At 38.6% G+C, this 18750-nt stretch carries 22 protein-coding genes; 20 read left to right on the forward strand and 2 right to left on the reverse strand.

The features are described 5' to 3' along the window. Window positions 1-281: 281 nt before the first annotated feature. Window positions 282-836, forward strand: a complete 555-nt coding sequence (locus WBW42_RS02195) for a TetR/AcrR family transcriptional regulator (RefSeq protein ID WP_032056526.1) — start codon at window positions 282-284, stop codon at window positions 834-836. Window positions 837-920: 84 nt separating this feature from the next. On the opposite strand, the gene WBW42_RS02200 is transcribed toward WBW42_RS02195, so the two are convergent. Beyond that, window positions 921-1277: a winged helix-turn-helix transcriptional regulator gene (locus WBW42_RS02200; protein WP_032056524.1), complete on the reverse strand. Its 357-nt coding sequence runs from the start codon at window positions 1275-1277 to the stop codon at window positions 921-923. Window positions 1278-1404: 127 nt separating this feature from the next. Here WBW42_RS02200 and WBW42_RS02205 point away from each other — a divergent pair, with 127 nt between their 5' ends. From WBW42_RS02205 to WBW42_RS02240, 8 genes are all read left to right on the forward strand, one after another. Next, window positions 1405-2262, forward strand: coding sequence for an SDR family oxidoreductase (locus WBW42_RS02205; RefSeq protein WP_025468432.1), 858 nt, complete (start codon window positions 1405-1407; stop codon window positions 2260-2262). 285 nt (window positions 2263-2547) lie between these two features. Next, window positions 2548-3252 (forward strand): PA4824 family protein, encoded by a 705-nt coding sequence (locus WBW42_RS02210; RefSeq protein ID WP_016806307.1) that lies wholly within the window; start codon window positions 2548-2550, stop codon window positions 3250-3252. Between the two features lie 246 nt (window positions 3253-3498). Continuing rightward, a complete protein-coding gene (locus WBW42_RS02215) occupies window positions 3499-4191 on the forward strand; it encodes a hypothetical protein (protein ID WP_005076769.1) in 693 nt (230 codons plus the stop codon). Window positions 4192-4350: 159 nt separating this feature from the next. After that, window positions 4351-4668 carry a hypothetical protein gene (locus WBW42_RS02220; RefSeq protein ID WP_284105156.1) on the forward strand — a complete coding sequence of 106 codons (318 nt, stop codon included), beginning with the start codon at window positions 4351-4353 and terminating at the stop codon, window positions 4666-4668. A gap of 175 nt (window positions 4669-4843) precedes the next feature. After that, window positions 4844-5038: a hypothetical protein gene (locus WBW42_RS02225; RefSeq protein WP_005070097.1), complete on the forward strand. Its 195-nt coding sequence runs from the start codon at window positions 4844-4846 to the stop codon at window positions 5036-5038. Between the two features lie 250 nt (window positions 5039-5288). Next, on the forward strand, window positions 5289-5747 hold the full coding sequence (locus WBW42_RS02230) for a hypothetical protein (RefSeq protein ID WP_005070095.1): 459 nt from the start codon (window positions 5289-5291) through the stop codon (window positions 5745-5747). Between the two features lie 311 nt (window positions 5748-6058). Continuing rightward, window positions 6059-6403, forward strand: coding sequence for a hypothetical protein (locus WBW42_RS02235; RefSeq protein ID WP_005070094.1), 345 nt, complete (start codon window positions 6059-6061; stop codon window positions 6401-6403). A 121-nt stretch (window positions 6404-6524) separates the two neighbouring features. After that, window positions 6525-7469 (forward strand): DUF4424 family protein, encoded by a 945-nt coding sequence (locus WBW42_RS02240; protein WP_032056521.1) that lies wholly within the window; start codon window positions 6525-6527, stop codon window positions 7467-7469. A gap of 128 nt (window positions 7470-7597) precedes the next feature. On the opposite strand, the gene WBW42_RS02245 is transcribed toward WBW42_RS02240, so the two are convergent. Next, window positions 7598-8200 (reverse strand): HvfX family Cu-binding RiPP maturation protein, encoded by a 603-nt coding sequence (locus tag WBW42_RS02245; RefSeq protein ID WP_032038324.1) that lies wholly within the window; start codon window positions 8198-8200, stop codon window positions 7598-7600. A 163-nt stretch (window positions 8201-8363) separates the two neighbouring features. Between WBW42_RS02245 and WBW42_RS02250 the strand changes: the two genes are divergently transcribed. The 11 genes from WBW42_RS02250 (at window position 8364) to WBW42_RS02300 (ending at window position 18613) form a co-directional block, all read left to right on the forward strand. Continuing rightward, window positions 8364-8672, forward strand: a complete 309-nt coding sequence (locus tag WBW42_RS02250) for an HvfA family oxazolone/thioamide-modified RiPP metallophore (protein ID WP_032056520.1) — start codon at window positions 8364-8366, stop codon at window positions 8670-8672. Window positions 8673-8741: 69 nt separating this feature from the next. Further along, window positions 8742-9605, forward strand: coding sequence for an HvfB family MNIO-type RiPP peptide maturase (locus WBW42_RS02255; RefSeq protein WP_032056518.1), 864 nt, complete (start codon window positions 8742-8744; stop codon window positions 9603-9605). Continuing rightward, a complete protein-coding gene (locus WBW42_RS02260) occupies window positions 9556-10311 on the forward strand; it encodes an HvfC family RiPP maturation protein (RefSeq protein ID WP_032056516.1) in 756 nt (251 codons plus the stop codon). The genes WBW42_RS02255 and WBW42_RS02260 overlap by 50 nt, the downstream gene beginning before the upstream one ends. A gap of 2 nt (window positions 10312-10313) precedes the next feature. Beyond that, window positions 10314-10934 carry an RNA polymerase factor sigma-70 gene (locus WBW42_RS02265; protein WP_032056514.1) on the forward strand — a complete coding sequence of 207 codons (621 nt, stop codon included), beginning with the start codon at window positions 10314-10316 and terminating at the stop codon, window positions 10932-10934. Beyond that, window positions 10928-11107, forward strand: a complete 180-nt coding sequence (locus tag WBW42_RS02270; RefSeq protein ID WP_002163210.1) for a zf-HC2 domain-containing protein — start codon at window positions 10928-10930, stop codon at window positions 11105-11107. The genes WBW42_RS02265 and WBW42_RS02270 overlap by 7 nt, the downstream gene beginning before the upstream one ends. Window positions 11108-11198: 91 nt before the next feature. Further along, a complete protein-coding gene (gene mumR / locus WBW42_RS02275) occupies window positions 11199-12110 on the forward strand; it encodes a LysR family transcriptional regulator MumR (protein ID WP_014206319.1) in 912 nt (303 codons plus the stop codon). 298 nt (window positions 12111-12408) lie between these two features. Next, complete coding sequence (locus tag WBW42_RS02280) at window positions 12409-13662, forward strand: NRAMP family divalent metal transporter (RefSeq protein ID WP_079377711.1); 1254 nt, start codon at window positions 12409-12411, stop codon at window positions 13660-13662. Window positions 13663-13696: 34 nt separating this feature from the next. After that, window positions 13697-14461 carry a LamB/YcsF family protein gene (locus WBW42_RS02285; protein WP_000496072.1) on the forward strand — a complete coding sequence of 255 codons (765 nt, stop codon included), beginning with the start codon at window positions 13697-13699 and terminating at the stop codon, window positions 14459-14461. 2 nt (window positions 14462-14463) lie between these two features. Beyond that, on the forward strand, window positions 14464-15279 hold the full coding sequence (locus WBW42_RS02290) for a putative hydro-lyase (protein WP_080776972.1): 816 nt from the start codon (window positions 14464-14466) through the stop codon (window positions 15277-15279). A gap of 32 nt (window positions 15280-15311) precedes the next feature. Beyond that, entirely contained in the window at window positions 15312-16895 is a 1584-nt protein-coding gene (locus WBW42_RS02295; protein ID WP_032056509.1) for a 5-oxoprolinase subunit B/C family protein, read from the forward strand. After that, entirely contained in the window at window positions 16895-18613 is a 1719-nt protein-coding gene (locus tag WBW42_RS02300) for an acetyl/propionyl/methylcrotonyl-CoA carboxylase subunit alpha (RefSeq protein ID WP_032056507.1), read from the forward strand. The genes WBW42_RS02295 and WBW42_RS02300 overlap by 1 nt, the downstream gene beginning before the upstream one ends. Window positions 18614-18750 lie beyond the last annotated feature (137 nt).

The following is an 18750-nucleotide window of genomic DNA, read 5'->3' on the forward strand; positions in this document are numbered from 1 at the left end:
CCGGCAGAACTCCCAATAAAAAGGAGTTGGCTTTGCACATCCATTATTTCTTGGCAGCCTTTGCCAAAAGCTATAACGACACAACTTAAACATGTAAAGCAGTTTGATCGCCGTAAGGTTTTCAGGCTTTAAATTACTTCGTCTAAAAACTTAATCAACAATAAAACTTGAGATGTGCCAAGCACAGTCTTACGGGCTTTGCTGTGCCTTTTTTCTCCCAAAAAAGATGGCCGATTTTATATCTCATTTATATACAACAATAATTTGATAACGGTAAGACTATGCCAAATTTAGTTCTCTCAACACGTGCTATTCAAGTCATCAATAAGTCGATTGATTTATTTCACCACCACGGATTCCATACGGTTGGAGTCGACCGAATCGTGAAAGAATGTGAAGTGACCAAAGCAACTTTTTATAACTTTTTTCATTCTAAAGAGCGGTTTATTGAAATCTGTCTAATTGTGCAAAAAGAACGTTTAAAAGAAAAAGTAGTTTCAATTGTTGGGTACGACCAGAACACAAGCGTGAAGGATAAACTCAAGAAACTTTATTACCTCCACACCGATTTAGAAGGGATCTACTACCTTTTATTTAAAGCCATTTTTGAAACGAAACTGACCTATCCAAAAGCCTATATCACCGCGGTGAGATATCGCACATGGCTACTTAATGAAATCTATAGCCAGCTTATAAAACTCAAAACAGATGCTACCTTTCAGGATGCCAAGCTATTTTTATATATGATTGAGGGCGCAATTATCCAGCTTTTAAGCTCAGATGTGACAATCGAGCGGGAAAGAGTGCTTGAGTGTTTTTTGCTGGGGTTTGGGTAAAGGAGTACGGACTCTAAGTTTGTTGATCAAAGTTAGATGAAGATATATCAATCGTGAAGCAAATTTAAATATGCAGAGATTTGCTTATAAAACTAAGTCTGAACGAGGCTGCTGTTCTAATAACTGAGATATATTATTTTCAAGCCAATCCGTTAAATCAAAAAGTCTATCGGAAGCTTCTCGGCCAAAGTCTGTTAATTGATAATCTACTCGAGGGGGCACTTCAGCATAATCCTGACGATAAATAAAACCATCTTGCTCGAGTAACTTTAAGGTTTGTGCCAGCATTTTTTCACTAATCCCATCAATTAATTTTTTTAATTCATTAAAGCGCAAACGCTGATCACGTAATGCAACTAAAATTAAAACGCTCCAACGGCTTGTTAGTGTTAATAAAATTTTTCTAGATGGACAATTTGCTGCAAAAACTAGACCTTTCATTGCTCATTACCTGCATTACAAAAGTTTACATTTAATGCTGAACTTACTTTTAGGTAAGTACTTACTTTTAGTAAGTGAAGATACTACGATGATTGAAATATTTCAATTACATCAGATGGAGATCACCATGCGTATTGCAGTTACTGGTGCAACAGGTCAACTTGGTCAATTCGTTATTTCTCAATTACTTGAACGGACCGAAGCAAAAAATATTGTGGCATTAGTCCGTAATCCAGAAAAAGCTTTAGATTTAAGTTCAAAAGGGATAGAAGTTCGTCCTTTTGATTATGTTAATGACGTAGAAAAACTTTCAGAACAACTGCAAGGTATTGATAAGCTTTTATTAATTTCATCAAATGAAATTGGTCAACGCACAGTACAACACCAAAATATTATTAATGCAGCAAAACTCGCGCATGTAAAATTTATTGCTTACACAAGTTTATTAAAAGCAGATGTAACACCGCTGTTACTTGCACAAGAACATGTTGAAACTGAACAATATTTAAAAGCGTCGAATATTCCCTACACGTTATTACGCAATAACTGGTACAACGAAAATTATGCAATGGGTCTTAAACAAGCAGTTGAGCATGGCAAAATTTTTGGGGCAACTCATCACGGTAAAGTTTCTTCTGCTTCACGTCTAGATTATGCAACAGCGGCTGCTGTGGTATTAACGCAAGATGGGCATGAAAATAAGATTTATGAGCTGGCAGGTGATACAAGTTACACGCTTGATGATGTGGCAAAATGGACAAGTGAAATCACTAAAAAAGATATAACTTATCAAGATTTACCCGAAGAAGAATATAAAGCATTCCTAGTACAAGTTGGTGTACCAGAAGGATTTGCTCATATATTGGCAGATTCGGATGAAGGCGTGTCTAAAGACGGTTTATATAGTGATAGCAAAGATCTGCATCAGCTCATTGGCCGCGCAACGACAAGTATGCAAGAAACTGTGAAAGAGTTTTTAAAATAAGCTGTTTTTCTATCGCTTAGACTGACACGAAATTTTAACTTGATATTTAACAACGGTAATTTTAGAATCCGCCCAACTAATTTTTAGGAGCTTCAATGTGAGTACTTGCTCGAGTGACAGTAGTCGATCGATAATAGTCTAAGTATCCACTGAAGTCCTGACAGACCTCTTTTTGTGGATGCAAGAAGAGGTTTTTTATTTCCATCTTTTCATTTCTATTATTAACCCATGATTTATTCATGACGGGTTGCAGTACTTGCATGTGCTCCATGACTTATGGGAGTGATGCCAGTGTTATTTACTTTAAAGAAACGCTCACTTATTTCTGGTTTCTGTTTATTCGCATTATCTAGCGCGAGCCATAGTGGACGACCTATGGTTGTTGACGATGCTGCTCTAGTTTCTCCAAAAACCTGCCAGCTAGAAACATGGGCGCAGCATAACTCTGACAGCAAAGAATATTGGGCAACACCAGCCTGTAATTTTGGTGGTAATTTTGAATTTGCTGTAGGGATGGGGAGAGTAAATGATGATACTGAGCATGTCAGTTATGCAACTCTACAAGGCAAGACCTTATTAAAACCTTTAGAAACTAATGATTGGGGAATCGGCTTTTCTTTTGGCACTCAAATCAATACTAAGGATTCTTCAAAGAAAGATTGGACGGTTAATGTTCCTTTAAGTCTTTCTACTTTGGATGATAAATTTTTAATCCATGCCAACCTTGGTTGGTTACGTGAAAATACCACACATAAAAATCAAACCACATGGGGAATTGGAACCGAAACACAACTTACCCATCCATTAACATTCACTGCCGAAGTATATGGCAATGATCGAAATGATGCTTTTTACCAAACAGGTTTTCGATACATGATTTATAAAGACTTTGTTCAATTAAATGCAAGTTATGGCGACCAAATTTCTCATCACGATAATGCTTTTTTCTCTGTCGGGTTTGTATTTTTAACAAAACCGTTTTTACATTAATAACTTAGAAATGTCTCAAAGTTCCCTTTAAAAAGTGCTCTTTTGAATATAAAGAGCACAAGTAAAAATAAGTATATATTTCATATAAGGAAACTTTCTCTCTCATCTTTTGATTTTATCTAAAACATAGAGTAAAGTTCGTTCACAAGATATTAAATAAAATGAATGACTTTTTATGAATACTATAAAAGCTTTTAATGATTTTTATAAGGTTAAAGAAGTGATTCCAAATTGTAAAATATAGATATGGCTTCTAAAAATTTTCTTTCTACGCTTGCACGGAAAAGTAAGGAGAACAAAGGAAATATAGCTATATGTTCCATTCTTTTTATTATTCCTTTATTTGTATTTCCTGCTTATCCAAAAAATGAATGGCAGTACGAGCTATATCAATACATCACACAAACTATGCATGTGACTGTTGGTACGAAAGGTCCACTACCGTTTTTTACGATTCTTTATAGCATTTATATAACCATAGTCATGTTCTTTGTGGGTTGTGTTATCTGCTATTTTTTTATTAAAAAATATGGGGTTAATAAATCTTATCAAGAGGAAATTTATAAAATATTTTTTAAAGCCGAATTTGAGTCTTCAAAAAAATACCCTTGGTTAGAGAAACCTTTAATCAAAAAGACATTAGTCTCAAGTTTATTTGCCCTATGTTTTGTCATGGGAATACTTCACTTTATTTATGATGATATTACTCAGCAGAGGCCCAGACGTAGAGGTGGGCTTATAGTATTGGGGTATAATTACAGAGTCGGAGTGATGTTTTGGGAAATAGTAACAACTGTCTTTAGTATTTTTCCGATTTTTTATTTTGGCTTGTTATTCTTATATATCATTAATTATTTTTTCCGCGGGTTGGGTACAGGTAAGGTGGCAATTCCTTTAGAAGTGCCAAGCAAAAAACGAAAGAGAATTAGGAAGGTCTGATATTTTCCTTTTAATTGATTAAACACATTTCACGTAATCTATCAATAAATGTGACAGAATCTAACTTTTTAAAACCTGTAAATACGACTATCCTAACTGGACTTGAGCACATCCTTTTGAAGTGTTCGTCTTTTGGTTAGATTTTTAGGTATTTAAAAAATGAATAAAATGCACGTAACTTTAGCGGTCATTATTGGTTTAATTGTTGGTGGTGTAATCGGTGCTCTTGGTTACTCTAAAACTGCTGCACGTTATGACGCGATGACGACAGCATGTGTCATGGTAAACCAAGCAGTTGAACATGGCATCTTAAAACCAGAACAGGTGAAAGAGCTTGGTGAGCTCACAGGCCAAAGCCTTAAAAAAGATTATGAGTCAGTTGCTTCCAAATTTAAATTCTCTGAAAAGCAATTAGGTAATGCATATGAAGGTTCTAATTGTAGTCAGTTTATTGTTGGGGTAAATGCCGCACAATAACCATTTAGAAGCCCACAGTAAGTGGGCTTTTTTTATGATGTTTAGTTAGGGCAACTACAATATTAACTGAACATACCATTTATAGACTGCTATAATAATGATCAATTCAAAATCTGAAATATAAGCTTGCCTAAAGGCAGGCTTTTAATATGTGTAATTAAGTCTGCTAGGAAATATGAAACGCTATTTAAAACAAACTGAATCGGCTACGACTAATTGGACAACAGAGCAAGACTGCTTTTTGATCGAAAATAATTCTCTCTCAATTTGCGAGCTCATCGAGCATTTACCTTTTTCTGAAGAAGAAATACGAGTACGTCGAGCTGTTCTGGGTTTAGTGAGACGAGATAAGCAAATGAAAGCATATTAATTTTACCAAATGGTAAAAATAATATGAAAATAAATGTTTCAAACTTTCTCTATTCAACCATGCATTTTTGCGGATGAGTTATCAAAACCATAATTTTTTTCGGTATTTTATTGGTGCGATTTACATAAAGCGCCAACTACTTACAAACAAGTCTAATAAGGTTACCTTTAATTACACGCGTTTAAGCATAATCAAATACATAAGACATTCATAGATCAGAACTTTATAACAATAGGACGGAGAGAGGTTAATGCCAAAGTATCTAGCTGTAGCCGAAAAGGTTTATAAAAATATAAAAAAAGATGGCTTATTCACTGATGACATTACTCAGAACCTTAACTGTTTAATTAGTCAGATCCGAAAAGCCATCAAGGGAACTGAGTTTAAGCTCAAGTTCAACTATATCGACTTTGAAGAAAACCTAACGAAACCGTTAAGTGAATGCAAAGTTAAAATTGATTTGAGTGTCATGCCAAAGTTTGCAAACGAAGGTGAATATCTTCTTTGGTTAGCTGGTCTTATTGAGCGAATCACAGAAGGGGGAAAGCCTAAATTGCCACCAATTTCGCACTTTTTACCACCAGGTTTTAAAATGTCGAAAGATTCGTTTCCGGTCACTGTTGCTCCTCCAAAAGAAGAGCATGCAGACATGATTATCAATTATTTTAAATCTGAGGATTTTATTAAAACTAATAAAACTCCTTCATAAAAGAATATAGAAGTAAACGTCCACCTTACTTCTATATCTGCTGGTTTAAATTCAGCGACCGCCTTCTGGGGCGGTTTTTTTTGACTTAAAATTGATCATTACTTAATTGTGATAACTAGAAAAATTTAACTTCAACAAAAGTCTTAAATGTATATAAATATGAAAATAAAAAATGTTTTTAATAAATATCAATTGCTTAATTATATTTGTCGGTAAAGTAAAAAATACATTTTTCACATTACTAATGTACCAAGTAACGCAATTAAACATTTAGCAGTTCATAATCTTTAAAAAAAGAGAAAGTGAACGATATGAATGAAAATGCAGAGCTTATAAAATACATTGACGTTGCTGAAAACGTCTATGAACGTGTCTATGAGAATAATCAAATTTCAAATAATTTGATTGTTAACCTTAACCGCATCATGGCGGAAATCAAAAAACAGGCCCAAGAAAAAGACCTAAAGTTAAAATATAAGTCGATTGACTTTGAATATTGCTTGAGTTTGCCTTTGGCAGATAGAGATATAAAAATTGACCTTAGTTTGATGCCTCACTTTGAACATCGTGATGAATGCATTTTATGGCTAACCAACTTTATTGGAAAAATTAGTGTGCCTAAAAAGATGACGAGACAAAAGCTAAGTTTTCATTAAAGTTTTTTAGATTTAAAGCGATATAATTCATTACTAAAAAACTAACTGCCTCTATGCTTAAACAGTTATGCTTTATTACAGATCGATATTTCATAATTAGAAAATGACAGAGCGCTTTAAAATGAAAACGTTTGCATTAACCTTTGCTGTTTTAGCTTCGCTATCTACCTATGGTCTAGCCAATGACTCTACGGGTTACGTGGGTACAGGTGGGATTCAATATCTCAAAAACTCACAGATTGCCATGCAAAGTGAAGATCTATTCATCAGTAAAAAACTGATTAAGGTCGACTACCTCTATAAAAACTTAAGCAATAAAGACGTAACGGAAACCATCTTATTCCCGTTACCACGCATTGATAATTTTTTTGAGTCTGATTTTGCTCACACTGAACAGCTTTTAAAAAGTTTTAAAATTGTGGTGGATGGTAAAAATATAAAACCTGAGATGCATGTCAGAACTTTTATTCAAAAAGATGAAAAATCGCCACTGATTGATGCAACGGATGAGTTTAAGCAATGCGGTTTTAGTGAACAAGAAATGCTAAATCCGTGGACTCGCACTAACTATGATTATGAATATTATGTAGACAAGCTAAAACAATGTAATAAGCCGAAAATACAGAAAATTTTAGCTAATTTTAAAAAAGATGATGTGATTCCGTGGTCATCTCAAGTGATTTATAGTTGGAAGCAGACCTTTAAATCCAATAGTTTGACTAAGATTCATCATGAATATAAACCTTTGGTCGGTGGCTCTGTAGCTCTCTATCCAGATGAATATAACCAGCAATTTTGTATGGATAAACAATTTAAGCAGGGCTTAAAAAAAGCCAGTGCAGAAAATTCGCCGTTTAGTGCTTTGGGCTATATTTTGACGACGGGTGCAAATTGGGCAAAACCAATTGAAAACTTTAAGCTCACCATTGAGCGCGATAAAGACGAACTGGTTTCATTTTGTTGGGATGGGCCAGTTAAAAAAATTAGTCCAACTCAATTTCAAATGACCAAGACTAAGTTTGTACCCAAAAAAGACCTAGATATTATTTTTGTGAGAGTTCGATAATTTGATACCAGCTTCTGGTTTGACCAAATTGCCTCAGTATTGATTGTGTGTCATGAACCAGACATGGCACACAATAAGAAAAAGATGCCCTATGTTGCTGCATGTAGAATTGTTGGCGTAATGAGTAATTAGAGCAGCTTCTTTTTAATCCAATAATCTAAACTGAAATAACGACCGCCTCCAAGAACAAGCAGTGCGAGAAGCATGACTAAATACGTAGCGGCAAACTCAATTCCATTATTTAAAATTACAAACGAACCACTAGACGTGAGCCAGTCGTAATTGCCGTAGGTTTGTAATATTTCACGAGCTTTCTCTAACTTTTCAGCCGAGGCCAAGACCTGCATGTTTGCAAAGGGCGCATTCGGATCAGCAATGGCTTGCCATCCGTTCGGTAGATGGACCGTAAATATGGCAACCAACATGGTAATCATGAGTGGAATACTAATTAAGCGAGTAAAAAGGCCAAATGTTAATAGTATTGCACCTGCTAATTCAGCCGTTGTTGCAAGTAATGCCATTAAATATGGAAAGGGAAGTCCTAAACCTCCATCTGAGTTGCCAAACCATTCTACAATGTCATTAAAGTGCATTAATTTATTTGTGCCAGCCATCCAAAATATAGGAACTAAATATAATCGAAGAGCCAGAGCTGCGATGCCGTCCGCATGTTGTAGAGTTTTGCCCAGTTTTTGATAATATTGAGATAAGCCATAAATAAAATTCTTCATGATAATTTCACATCCGATGCGATTGAATATTAATTAGTCGGATAAAAACTGTATTTCTTACATAAAAAAAATTTTATTTACGGTGTAATAAAAAAGGATTTGGTCCGTCTAACTATACGTACAAATGTACAAACCGAGAATTTATCTTTAAAGGAATACTAACATGAACAAGCTCAATTCAATGACTTCAGTGGCGGCATTATTAGCACTTTCAGTTGCTGGCGCTACACAAGTGGCGGTAGCAGCAACCCATACAACAACCGAAGCACATGCAACCAAAGCAGCAGATGGAAAATGCGGTGAAGCAAAATGCGGTGCTAACAAAATGAAAAACCACGAAAAGTCTGCCGAAGCAAAATGTGGTGCAGATAAAAAAGCAGCTGATGGTAAATGTGGAGCAACCAAAAAAGCAGCGGACGGCAAGTGCGGTGCAGATAAAAAAGTCACTGACGGTAAGTGCGGCGCTAAGTAAACGATCTGATCATGGATGATGTCGGCCTTCTGGTAAGTGTCGGCATCGTTTCCAAAAGGAGAAATCACCATGATGGATTTGTCAGGCGTAGGGCTGGGTTTAAGGCGTGATTTTATAGATTCGTTTTTAGATGCAAAAGCATGTCCCGATTTTATCGAAGTTGCTCCTGAAAACTGGCTAGGTTTTGGTGGTCGACATGCGAAATTACTCGCACAGTGTGTTGAAAAAGCCCCATTAATTTGTCACGGCCTGTCATTGTCTATTGGCGGTCCTCATCCACTCAATCTTGAATTTATCGGAAAAATAAAAAGCTTTTTAGAACAATATGATGTCTCTATTTATTCTGAACATTTAAGTTATACAAATGATGGGGGCTATCTATATGATTTGTTGCCAATCCCCATGACCGAAGCGGCTGTTAAATATGTCGCTGAACGTATTTTACGTGTTCAAGATATTTTAGGAAGAAGATTAGTCATAGAGAATGTTTCTACTTATTTAATGCCCAATGCCCAAATGAGTGAAGCGGAATTTATTCGTGAAGTTCTTCAATATGCAGACTGTGATTTGCTTCTGGATGTAAATAATGTCTATGTCAACAGTATTAATCATGGCAGTGATGCATTTGCATTTATTCGGGACATGCCAAAAGAAAGAATCCGTTATTTACATATTGCTGGACATGAAAAAGTTCAGAAAAATTTATTAATTGATACGCATGGCGCAGAAGTTTGTGATCGCGTATGGGAACTATTGAGATATACCTATCAAGTGTGTGGTGTGAAAGCAACTTTACTTGAGCGCGACTTTAATATTCCATCATGGCAAGAGCTAGAAGAGGAGCTAGCCAAAATTAAAATAATTCAACAACAGGAGAGTGGCTATGAAGGAAAATCAAATATCCTTCCAAACCATGCAACAACAGTTTTGTGACTGGATTAGAGATCCTGATTTAGAATTACCTCAAGCTCTTCCTGCCGAACGAATGCATATTTATCGAGATTTACTTTTTAATAATGTCTGTTCATTTATTGATTTAGTTTATCCCGTGGCTCGTGCGATGTTGCCAGAGTTAAAGTGGCAACAATTACTCTCGGAATTTTTTCAAAAAGCCCAGTGTCGCTCACCTTTGTATAATGATATTTCTCTGGAATTTAGAGAATATTTGACAAATCAGCAGCACCCGATATTGCAAGAATATCCGTGGTTGGCTGAGTTGTTGCAGTTTGAATGGCTTGAGTTGTATTTAGACACTGTTGAAATTGAAAAAGTAGTCTTGCAGGAAAACTGTGATTGGCAGTTAACCACGAAGGTATGGGTATTGGTTTATCAATATCCCGTTTATACGTGGACAACTTTAATGACTCCAGAACAAGTCGAGCCTATGCCTGGAGTAATTATGGTCTGGCGAGATGAACAAGACAAAGTATGTATTGAACAGCTTTCGCCTTTGTTTGCTATGGTAATTGAACAGTTGACTCAAAATGTAAAGTTAACTGACCAAGATATTCATACACTCATTCAATCTGTACTCACTGATTTGTCTGAACATGATATTTATCTGCAAATTCAAGAACTAAACGCACTTTTAACTCGAATGCGATTGATTCAAACTCCCCATGATTTTAAAGAGGTATAAGGATGACTTCAGCCGTGGCATCAGATCATGAAGAAATAGGGGATCAGCTGCATAATCCAGCCTTTTTACAAGACTTAAGACAGCAAATGATAAAATTTGCTTTTTTACAGCTTTCTTCTCTTCCTCAAGCTGAAGATGTGGTGCAAGAGGCATTAACGAGTGCTTTCCAGCATTTAGATTCATTTAAAGGACGTGCTGCGTTTAAAACATGGGTATTTGCCATTTTAAAAAATAAAATTATTGATGTGATTCGGCAAAAGTCACGCTTGGTCGCAATGACTGAATTATTTAAAGATGAGGAAAGTGAACTGAGTATTGATGCACTGTTTGATGCTTCTGGACATTGGCACAAATATGAAGCGCCTCAAGCGTGGCAAAGCCCTGAAGAGATGATGGAGCAGGCAGATTTCTGGATAATTTTTGAAGCTTGTTTAAATCATTTACCTGCCAAATATGCTCAAGTTTTTATGATGAGAGAGGTGATAGAGCTGAGTTCTAATGAGATTTGTAGCAAGTTGGAATTATCTATCTCAAACTTTAATGTGTTGATGTATCGGAGTCGTACCCGACTACGTGAATGTTTAGAAAATAAATGGTTATTGAAGGAGGATTGTTCATGCTGACATGTCGACAAGCCACTCAACTGTTGTCTGAAAAGCAAGATAGACCATTGTTATTACGTGAGCAAAGTGGTTTACAACTGCATTTATTGGCGTGCCGCTCATGCCGCCGTTATTCAAAACAGATCAAAACAATTAGTCAGCTTTCTAAGGCATTTAAAAGTTTTGATGGCTAATTTTATTTAAAAATTTATTTATTGCTAGCCTAATTACGCTAACAACTCCCATACTATAAAAGTAAAGGAGTTTTTTAAGACAGGATGACACGTGAATTTAAAGAATCTTGAAGCATTTTATTGGGTTGTGACTTTAAAGAGCTTCAATAAGGCCGCGACTAAATTACAAACCACCCAGCCTGCGGTCTCTCAAAAAATCACATCTCTTGAAAATGAATTAGGCTTTAAAGTTTTAGATCGAAGTTATCGGCAGCTTAAACCAACACACAAAGGTTTAACTTTATTTAAGTACGCCGAAAAATTTATGCGACTAGAGACCGATCTGGTGGCTGAACTGACTGAAAATCAGCACCTGACTGGCACCATTCGTTTGGGAGTTTCCGAAACTATTGTTTATACATGGTTGGTTGAATATATCGAAAAGGTTCAGCAAGAGTTCCCCAAAATTTCAGTAGAAATTGTAGTGGACCTTACGCCTAACTTACAAGAAGGTGTTCGGACAGGTGACTTAGACATGGCTTTTTTACTTGGGCCAACTTTAGCTTTTGAGTGTATTGAACAAGCTTTGTGTGACTTTGAACTCAGTTTCTTAGCTTCACCTTCATTTAAAGGTGGAGTTGCTCAAATGTCTTTTAAAACATTAATGTCACATACCATTTTAACTTATCCAAAAATTACCTATCCCTATAAAGAATTGAAAGCACGAATGAAAGAGCAAGGGATTGATGAACCACTTTCAATTACCAGTTATTCATTGGCAACGCTGTTGCGTTTAGCCGAGCAGGGCTTAGGTATTGCGGTGGTGCCGACCTTAACGGCGTTAAAAGAAATTACTGATGGGCGACTAGAAATATTAAATACGCCTATTCAGTTAAAAACCTTTCATTTCACCTCGATTTACATTCAAGGAAATGATGTTGCCTTAAAAGAGAAATTGACCGAAGTCGCGGTTAAAGTATCTGAATGCGCTATGAAAAGACTCAATGAGCAAATAAAAAAATAAGCTGTTTTGTATGTAAAACAATAAAGGCAGCTTATTAACTTCAATAAGTAAAGCTTATCCTGATCTTCTAATAATTAATAAATTATTAAAAATCAAATATTTGAATTTTTAATTTTATGTAAAAAGTCTTATTGTCCGTAGGGATTAGCTATGTTTTTATTTTAGACACAAGATTTGATCACCGATTGTGTTGATTGGGGAGCAGGGAATCTTTGTCATTTTAAAGGATTAAAGAATATCGTTTGGGACAAAAAATGGTGTTCTTGGTTCAACTTGAAAATAGCGTTGTTAAGCTCAAATGGATGAGGAACGCATTAATATGTCTTTACTGAAATCTTCTTTTTTATCTGATCGCCAATGGGCCATTGTGGCCTCGATCTTTATGATGGCGACCTCTGCAATGGGGCCCGGATTTTTAACCCAAACTGCTGTATTTACAGTCAAGTTAGGCGCGGCATTTGGCTTTGCCATTTTAGTTTCCATTCTGATTGATTATGTGGTTCAACAAAACATTTGGCGTGTGGTGACACTTACTCAAATGCGTGCATCAGATATTGCCAATAAAGCATTACCGGGTAGTGGTTATTTACTGGCGTTTCTGGTGATTTTAGGCGGGTTTTTCTTTAGTGTCGGTAACATTGCCGGTGCAGCTTTAGGTTTAAATGCGCTTTTTGGCCTAGACACAAAGTGGGGCGGTATTTTAAGTGGTGCATTAGCCATTTTGATTTTTGCCTCAAGAAAAGCAACGCTTGCCATGGATAAAAGCATGATCGTGTTGGGATTGCTTAAAATCCTCCTGATTATTATCGTTGCTGTCATTGTGATGCCTCCTGTTGGGCAAGCTGTACATCAAACCTTTGCGCCAGATCAGATCGACTTTGCCATTATTACCACCATTGTTGGCGGTACGGTTGGTGGCTATATCTGTTACGCGGGAGCACACCGTTTACTCGATAAAGGCGCTGTTGGCCCTGAAAATATTGATGAAGTTGCTAAAGCTGCGACCAAGGGCATTGTTGTAGTCGGCATCATGCGCTATGTGCTGTTCTTGGCTTTTTTAGGTGTGGTGGTGAGCGGTGCAACGATTGATTTAGCCAGCCATGACGCCAATCCTGCAGCTCAAGCATTCCAATATGCAGCGGGTACATTTGGTTTTAAATTATTCGGCTTAATTTTCTGGGCAGCCGGGATTAGTAGCACCATTGGCGCAGCATATACTTCGGTGTCATTCTTTACTGCATTTAAAAAGAACTTAAAACCAAAACAAACCAACTATACGACCATTACCTTTATTGCATTGGCTTTATTGCTCTATGTGTTATTGGGTGCAACTCCGGCAGGTCTACTTATTTTTGTAGGCGGTTTTAACGGTTTGGTGTTGCCAATTGGCCTTACAATTTTTGTGTATGTTGCCGCGTGCCGTAAAGATTTGATGGGTAATTATAACTATCCAAAATGGTTGCTTATTTTGGGTGGGTTAACATGTCTGTTAACGTGGTGGATGGGCTACATGTCGTTTACGACTGTGTTTAACTATTTGACCAAGCTTTAAGCCAGACTGCGTGAAGTGATAAAGGAATAATGCCATGTTTGTAGATTTAAATAGTGATTTGGGTGAAAGCTTTGGCTCATGGAAAATGGGTAATGATGACCAGATTTTACCTGTCGTGACCAGTGCCAATATTGCTTGTGGCTTCCATGCTGGCGACCCACTCGGCATTTTAAAAACGGTTCGTAAAGCCGTTGAGCTTGGTGTGACCATTGGCGCTCACGTGTCTTATCCAGACCTTGTAGGCTTTGGCCGCCGTAATATGGATTTGTCACGTGACGAATTGATTGCCGATGTGCTTTACCAAATTTCTGCACTCGATGGTTTGGCTAAAGTGGCAGGCTCAAAAGTGCAATACGTTAAACCACATGGCGCGCTTTATAACACCATTGCACATGACCAAGCTCAGGCAGCAGCCGTGATTGATGCCATTAAAATGTATAACCCTGAACTGGTTTTAGTGGCTTTGGCAGGTTCTAACTTAGTCGAACAGGCACGAGCAGCGGGTTTAAAAGTTGTATCAGAAGCATTTGCTGACCGTGCTTATAACAGCGATGGTTCATTGGTTTCCCGCCGTCTAGAAGGTGCGGTTTTACACGACTCGGCATTTGTTGCAAGCCGTGTGGTGTCTATGCTCAAAAATGGTGGAGTTGAGTCAATTGACGGCGTATTTACCCCAATTCAAGCCGACACCATTTGCCTACACGGCGACACTGACGGTGCGCTAGAGATGTCGGCAGCCATTAAAGCTGAGCTTGTAAAAAACAATATTGAAATCCGCCCATTTGTAAATAAAGCATAAGGATGAGCACCATGTATAAGGATATTAAAGTCGACCCAGCTCAGCTTGAAGCCGCATTAGATGCGCGTTTAAAAATCCGTGCTGGCTTTGATAAACCGACAGCAGGCATGGCTGCGGGCATGACGCAGGTCAACATGATTTCGGTGCCAAAAGAGTGGGCGTATGACTTTTTACTCTATGCACACCGTAACCCGCAAAGCTGCCCAGTGCTTGATGTGCTCGAAGAAGGCATCTATGCAACTAAGCTTGCGGCAGACTCAGACATTCGAACCGACTTCCCACGTTATCGCATTTGGAAAGATGGCGAAATGGTCGATGAAGTGACCGATGCAAGAGAGATTTATAATGCTCATCCTGATTTGGTGACTTTCTTAATTGGTTGTAGCTTTTCGTTTGAAACAGCTTTGCAAGAAGCGGGTATTGAAGTTCGCCATATTCATGACGACACCAATGTACCGATGTATCTGAGCAATATAAAGTGCGAACCAGCAGGGCGTATTTCAGGAAATATGGTGGTTTCCATGCGACCAATTCCATCGCATCAAATTAGTGAAGCGGTAAAAATTACAGCACGTATGCCGAGTGTACACGGCGCACCTGTACATATTGGGCACCCTGAAAGCTTAGGAATTTTAGATGTAAATAAGCCAGATTTTGGTGATGCTTCTCGCATTGAAGCGGGTGAAATTCCAGTGTTTTGGGCATGTGGGGTAACACCGCAAGCGGCAGTCATGAACTCAAAAATTCCTTTTGCGATTAGTCATGCACCGGGTCACATGTTTATTACCGACATTCCTGACCGTGCTTGGATTGGCTAACTGGACTAAAGAAGAATTAAAAGGATAAGCAAATGCGTTTTTTATCGGTAAACGCCGATTGTTTTCTAATTGAGCTGGCGAGCTTAGAGGAAACTTTGGCGTTGTACAATAAATTGCAAAATACGCAATTGAATGGAATTAAAGACTTAGTCCCTGCTGCAAAAACAATTTTGGTTTTTTTTAACGAGATCGAAACCAACTTTAAAACGCTAGTTGCTTCAATTCAGAGTCTCAAAATTGATTCTGGATTTGTGCGTAGCGGCCAAGAAGTGATTGTGCCGATTTGCTATAACGGCGAAGACCTTGCTCAGGTTGCCGAGCTGCAAGGTTTATCTGTTGCCGATGTGGTTAGAAAACATCACCAAAGTGTGTGGAATGTGGCTTTTATTGGTTTTGCGCCGGGCTTTGCGTATATGAGCAGCCCCGATAAGCCTTTTACCGATATTCCACGCTTAACGGTTCCTCGTAAAAAAATACCGTCAGGTTCTTTGGGCTTGGCTGGAAAATACTCTGGTATTTACCCAAAAGACAGTCCGGGTGGTTGGCAGCTGATCGGGACAACATCAGAAAAAATGTGGGATTTAGAGCGTAAAAATCCAGCACTACTTTTACCGGGTATGACCGTACATTTTGAAGATGTGACGCATAACCCAACGACAGTGACTGTACCGCAGCAAATTACGCCTAAGGTTGAGCCGAAACAATCGGTGCCACTGTTTAAAATCACTGCGCCAAGTTTACAAATGCTCATTCAAGATGAAGGGCGCTTAAACCAGACCAATATTGGTGTTGGTGTAGCGGGTGCAATGGACTTGTCTGCCATGCACAGTGCTAACCGTATTGTCGGGAACCCAACCGACACACCTGTCATTGAAGTTTTAAATGGCGGCCTAAAAGCCAAAATGCAGCATGCGGGTGTTATTGCGGTGGCTGGGGCCATCTCAACCATTCGTGTGAAATTTGCAGATGGGCAAACTATAGACTTTGTAAGCTATCAACCGATTGATTTGGATGAAGGCGATGAATTCCAAATTCAGCCACCAACAGCAGGTTTAAGAAATTATTTGGCAGTTCGTGGTGGTATAGACGTTGAACCAGTACTCAATAGTGCCTCGTTTGACAGCTTGGCAGTGTTAGGTCCAGAACCTTTAAAGCTTGGAGATACCATTTACCAAGGGCAGGTAAAGGCAACCAACATTAGCGTAAATGAAGTAGGTAAAACCGACTTACCAAAAACTGGCGAAGTCGTTGAGCTAGATATTGTGATGGGGCCACGTACAGACTGGTTTGAACAAGACAGTATTGAAATGCTCTGTCAGCAAGAATGGCTCGTGACCAATGAAAGCAACCGAGTCGGGCTAAGACTTTCAGGTGCACAGCCTCTAACTCGCAAAATTACCTACGAGTTGGAAAGTGAAGGCACATGTATTGGTGCTTTGCAGATTCCACCGAGTGGTCAGCCTGTTTTGTTTATGAATGATCATCCTTTAACGGGCGGATATCCGGTCATTGGTTCTGTTGCTAAACACCATTGGGATTTGGTGGCACAGATTCCAGCAGGTTGCCGCATCAAATTTAAAAAAATTGCCGAATTTACAGATTTTGAGAATGAATGATGAATACAGAAAAATTATTGATTGCTAACCGTGGTGAAATTGCCGTTCGTATTATCCATGCTTGCCGTGATATGGGAATTTCATCAGTCGCGTTATATGCAGATGATGATATTGGCAGCATGCATGTCGAACTTGCAGATGAAGCATGGGGCTTGACTGGTGCGACTGCCAGCGAGACTTACCTAAATATTCCTGCGATTATTGAAGTTGCAAAGAAATCAAAAGCGACTATGGTGCATCCGGGTTACGGCTTTTTATCTGAGCGTGCTGAGTTTGCTCAAGCTGTGATTGATGCAGGTTTAAAATGGGTCGGGCCATCACCAAGTGCCATTGAAAAACTAGGCGATAAAATCGAAGCACGTAAAATTGCAGCTTCGGTTGGTGCGCCGTTGGTTCAGGGTACGCAAGATCCACTCAATAATGCAGATGAAGCTTTAGAGTTTGCCAAACAATATGGTTTACCAATTGCCATTAAAGCTGCATTTGGTGGCGGTGGCCGCGGCTTAAAAGTCGCGTGGAAACTCGAAGAAGTCAAAGAGCTTTATGAGTCGGCAGTACGTGAAGCAAAAGCTGCCTTTGGCCGTGGTGAATGTTTTGTCGAGCAATATTTAGATAAACCGCGTCATGTAGAAGCGCAGGTGATAGCAGACCAACATAACAATATTGTGGTACTTGGTACACGTGATTGCTCGTTGCAACGCCGTAACCAAAAGTTAGTCGAAGAAGCGCCCGCGCCATTTATTAGCGATGAGATTTACCAACAAATTTTAACCTCGGCAAAAAATATTTGTCAGGCTGCAAACTATGTGGGTGCAGGTACAGTTGAATATTTACTCAGTTGTGACGGCAAGCTTTCATTCTTAGAAGTAAACACACGCTTGCAAGTTGAGCATCCTGTTACCGAAGAAACGTCGAAAGTCGATTTGGTGGTGGAACAAATTCGTGTTGCACAAGGTGAAGCGCTTTCTATTAAAGAAACTCCAAAAGCACAAGGCCATGCCATTGAGTTTCGTATTAATGCCGAAGACCCAGCGCGTGGTTTTATTCCGGCCTTTGGTGTATTGAGTTTATTTGAAGCGCCGTTTGGTAACGGTGTACGAGTCGACACAGGTGTTCGAACTGAGTCATTGGTGTCGAGTCACTTTGATTCACTTATGGCAAAGCTAATTGTGACTGGTCCAACCCGCGAAGTTGCAATTGCTCGCGCTAAACGTGCTTTAAAACAATTTAAAATTGAAGGCGTAGCTTCGGTTTTAGATTTTCACCGCGCGGTACTTAATGAACCTGACTTTACAGATGAATTTAATGTACACACGCGCTGGATTGAAAATGACTTTAAACAAGAATTAAAGCCAACTAAACGTGGCATTCCAAACCATCAACAATCGATGTTACTGAGCTACATTGAAATTGATGGTAAGTTACACCGTTTAGGTTTACCTGCGGGGATGTTTGCACAAGGTCCAGCAACCGCAGCTCCAGCCCAAACAACCGAGCCAGAAGTGAGTGCCGAGCATTTACTTGCCCCAATTAATGGTGTGATTAGCACTTGGAAAGTCGAAAATGGTGAGCAAGTCACCGAAGGCCAAGTGGTTGCGATTATGGAGGCCATGAAAATGGAAGTGCAGGTACTGGCACACCGCAGTGGTGTTATTCAGATTGGCGCAGAGAAGGGCGCGACCTGTCATGCAGAAACTGTGATTGCGAGTATTAATTAAGTTTTGAATAAATGATTTGGCTCACTTAAGCATCAGTTTAACTGGGTCAAATCGAATGCTTATTTATTCACTTAGTTCGTTATTTTTCGCAGTACTCGTTAACCATTTTCAGCTTGAAAATTAGCACTAATTATGAG

It is taken from the genome of Acinetobacter sp. LT1, assembly GCF_059800965.1.

Excerpts from the sequence above, each read along its gene's own strand:
- WBW42_RS02195 (WP_032056526.1), top strand. The coding sequence starts at position 282 with ATGCCAAATTTAGTTCTCTCAACACGTGCTATTCAAGTCATCAATAAG.
- WBW42_RS02200 (WP_032056524.1), bottom strand. The coding sequence starts at position 1,277 with ATGAAAGGTCTAGTTTTTGCAGCAAATTGTCCATCTAGAAAAATTTTA.
- WBW42_RS02205 (WP_025468432.1), top strand. The coding sequence starts at position 1,405 with ATGCGTATTGCAGTTACTGGTGCAACAGGTCAACTTGGTCAATTCGTT.
- WBW42_RS02210 (WP_016806307.1), top strand. The coding sequence starts at position 2,548 with ATGCCAGTGTTATTTACTTTAAAGAAACGCTCACTTATTTCTGGTTTC.
- WBW42_RS02215 (WP_005076769.1), top strand. The coding sequence starts at position 3,499 with ATGGCTTCTAAAAATTTTCTTTCTACGCTTGCACGGAAAAGTAAGGAG.
- WBW42_RS02220 (WP_284105156.1), top strand. The coding sequence starts at position 4,351 with ATGAATAAAATGCACGTAACTTTAGCGGTCATTATTGGTTTAATTGTT.
- WBW42_RS02225 (WP_005070097.1), top strand. The coding sequence starts at position 4,844 with ATGAAACGCTATTTAAAACAAACTGAATCGGCTACGACTAATTGGACA.
- WBW42_RS02230 (WP_005070095.1), top strand. The coding sequence starts at position 5,289 with ATGCCAAAGTATCTAGCTGTAGCCGAAAAGGTTTATAAAAATATAAAA.
- WBW42_RS02235 (WP_005070094.1), top strand. The coding sequence starts at position 6,059 with ATGAATGAAAATGCAGAGCTTATAAAATACATTGACGTTGCTGAAAAC.
- WBW42_RS02240 (WP_032056521.1), top strand. The coding sequence starts at position 6,525 with ATGAAAACGTTTGCATTAACCTTTGCTGTTTTAGCTTCGCTATCTACC.
- WBW42_RS02245 (WP_032038324.1), bottom strand. The coding sequence starts at position 8,200 with ATGAAGAATTTTATTTATGGCTTATCTCAATATTATCAAAAACTGGGC.
- WBW42_RS02250 (WP_032056520.1), top strand. The coding sequence starts at position 8,364 with ATGAACAAGCTCAATTCAATGACTTCAGTGGCGGCATTATTAGCACTT.
- WBW42_RS02255 (WP_032056518.1), top strand. The coding sequence starts at position 8,742 with ATGATGGATTTGTCAGGCGTAGGGCTGGGTTTAAGGCGTGATTTTATA.
- WBW42_RS02260 (WP_032056516.1), top strand. The coding sequence starts at position 9,556 with ATGAAGGAAAATCAAATATCCTTCCAAACCATGCAACAACAGTTTTGT.
- WBW42_RS02265 (WP_032056514.1), top strand. The coding sequence starts at position 10,314 with ATGACTTCAGCCGTGGCATCAGATCATGAAGAAATAGGGGATCAGCTG.
- WBW42_RS02270 (WP_002163210.1), top strand. The coding sequence starts at position 10,928 with ATGCTGACATGTCGACAAGCCACTCAACTGTTGTCTGAAAAGCAAGAT.
- WBW42_RS02280 (WP_079377711.1), top strand. The coding sequence starts at position 12,409 with ATGGATGAGGAACGCATTAATATGTCTTTACTGAAATCTTCTTTTTTA.
- WBW42_RS02285 (WP_000496072.1), top strand. The coding sequence starts at position 13,697 with ATGTTTGTAGATTTAAATAGTGATTTGGGTGAAAGCTTTGGCTCATGG.
- WBW42_RS02290 (WP_080776972.1), top strand. The coding sequence starts at position 14,464 with ATGAGCACCATGTATAAGGATATTAAAGTCGACCCAGCTCAGCTTGAA.
- WBW42_RS02295 (WP_032056509.1), top strand. The coding sequence starts at position 15,312 with ATGCGTTTTTTATCGGTAAACGCCGATTGTTTTCTAATTGAGCTGGCG.
- WBW42_RS02300 (WP_032056507.1), top strand. The coding sequence starts at position 16,895 with ATGAATACAGAAAAATTATTGATTGCTAACCGTGGTGAAATTGCCGTT.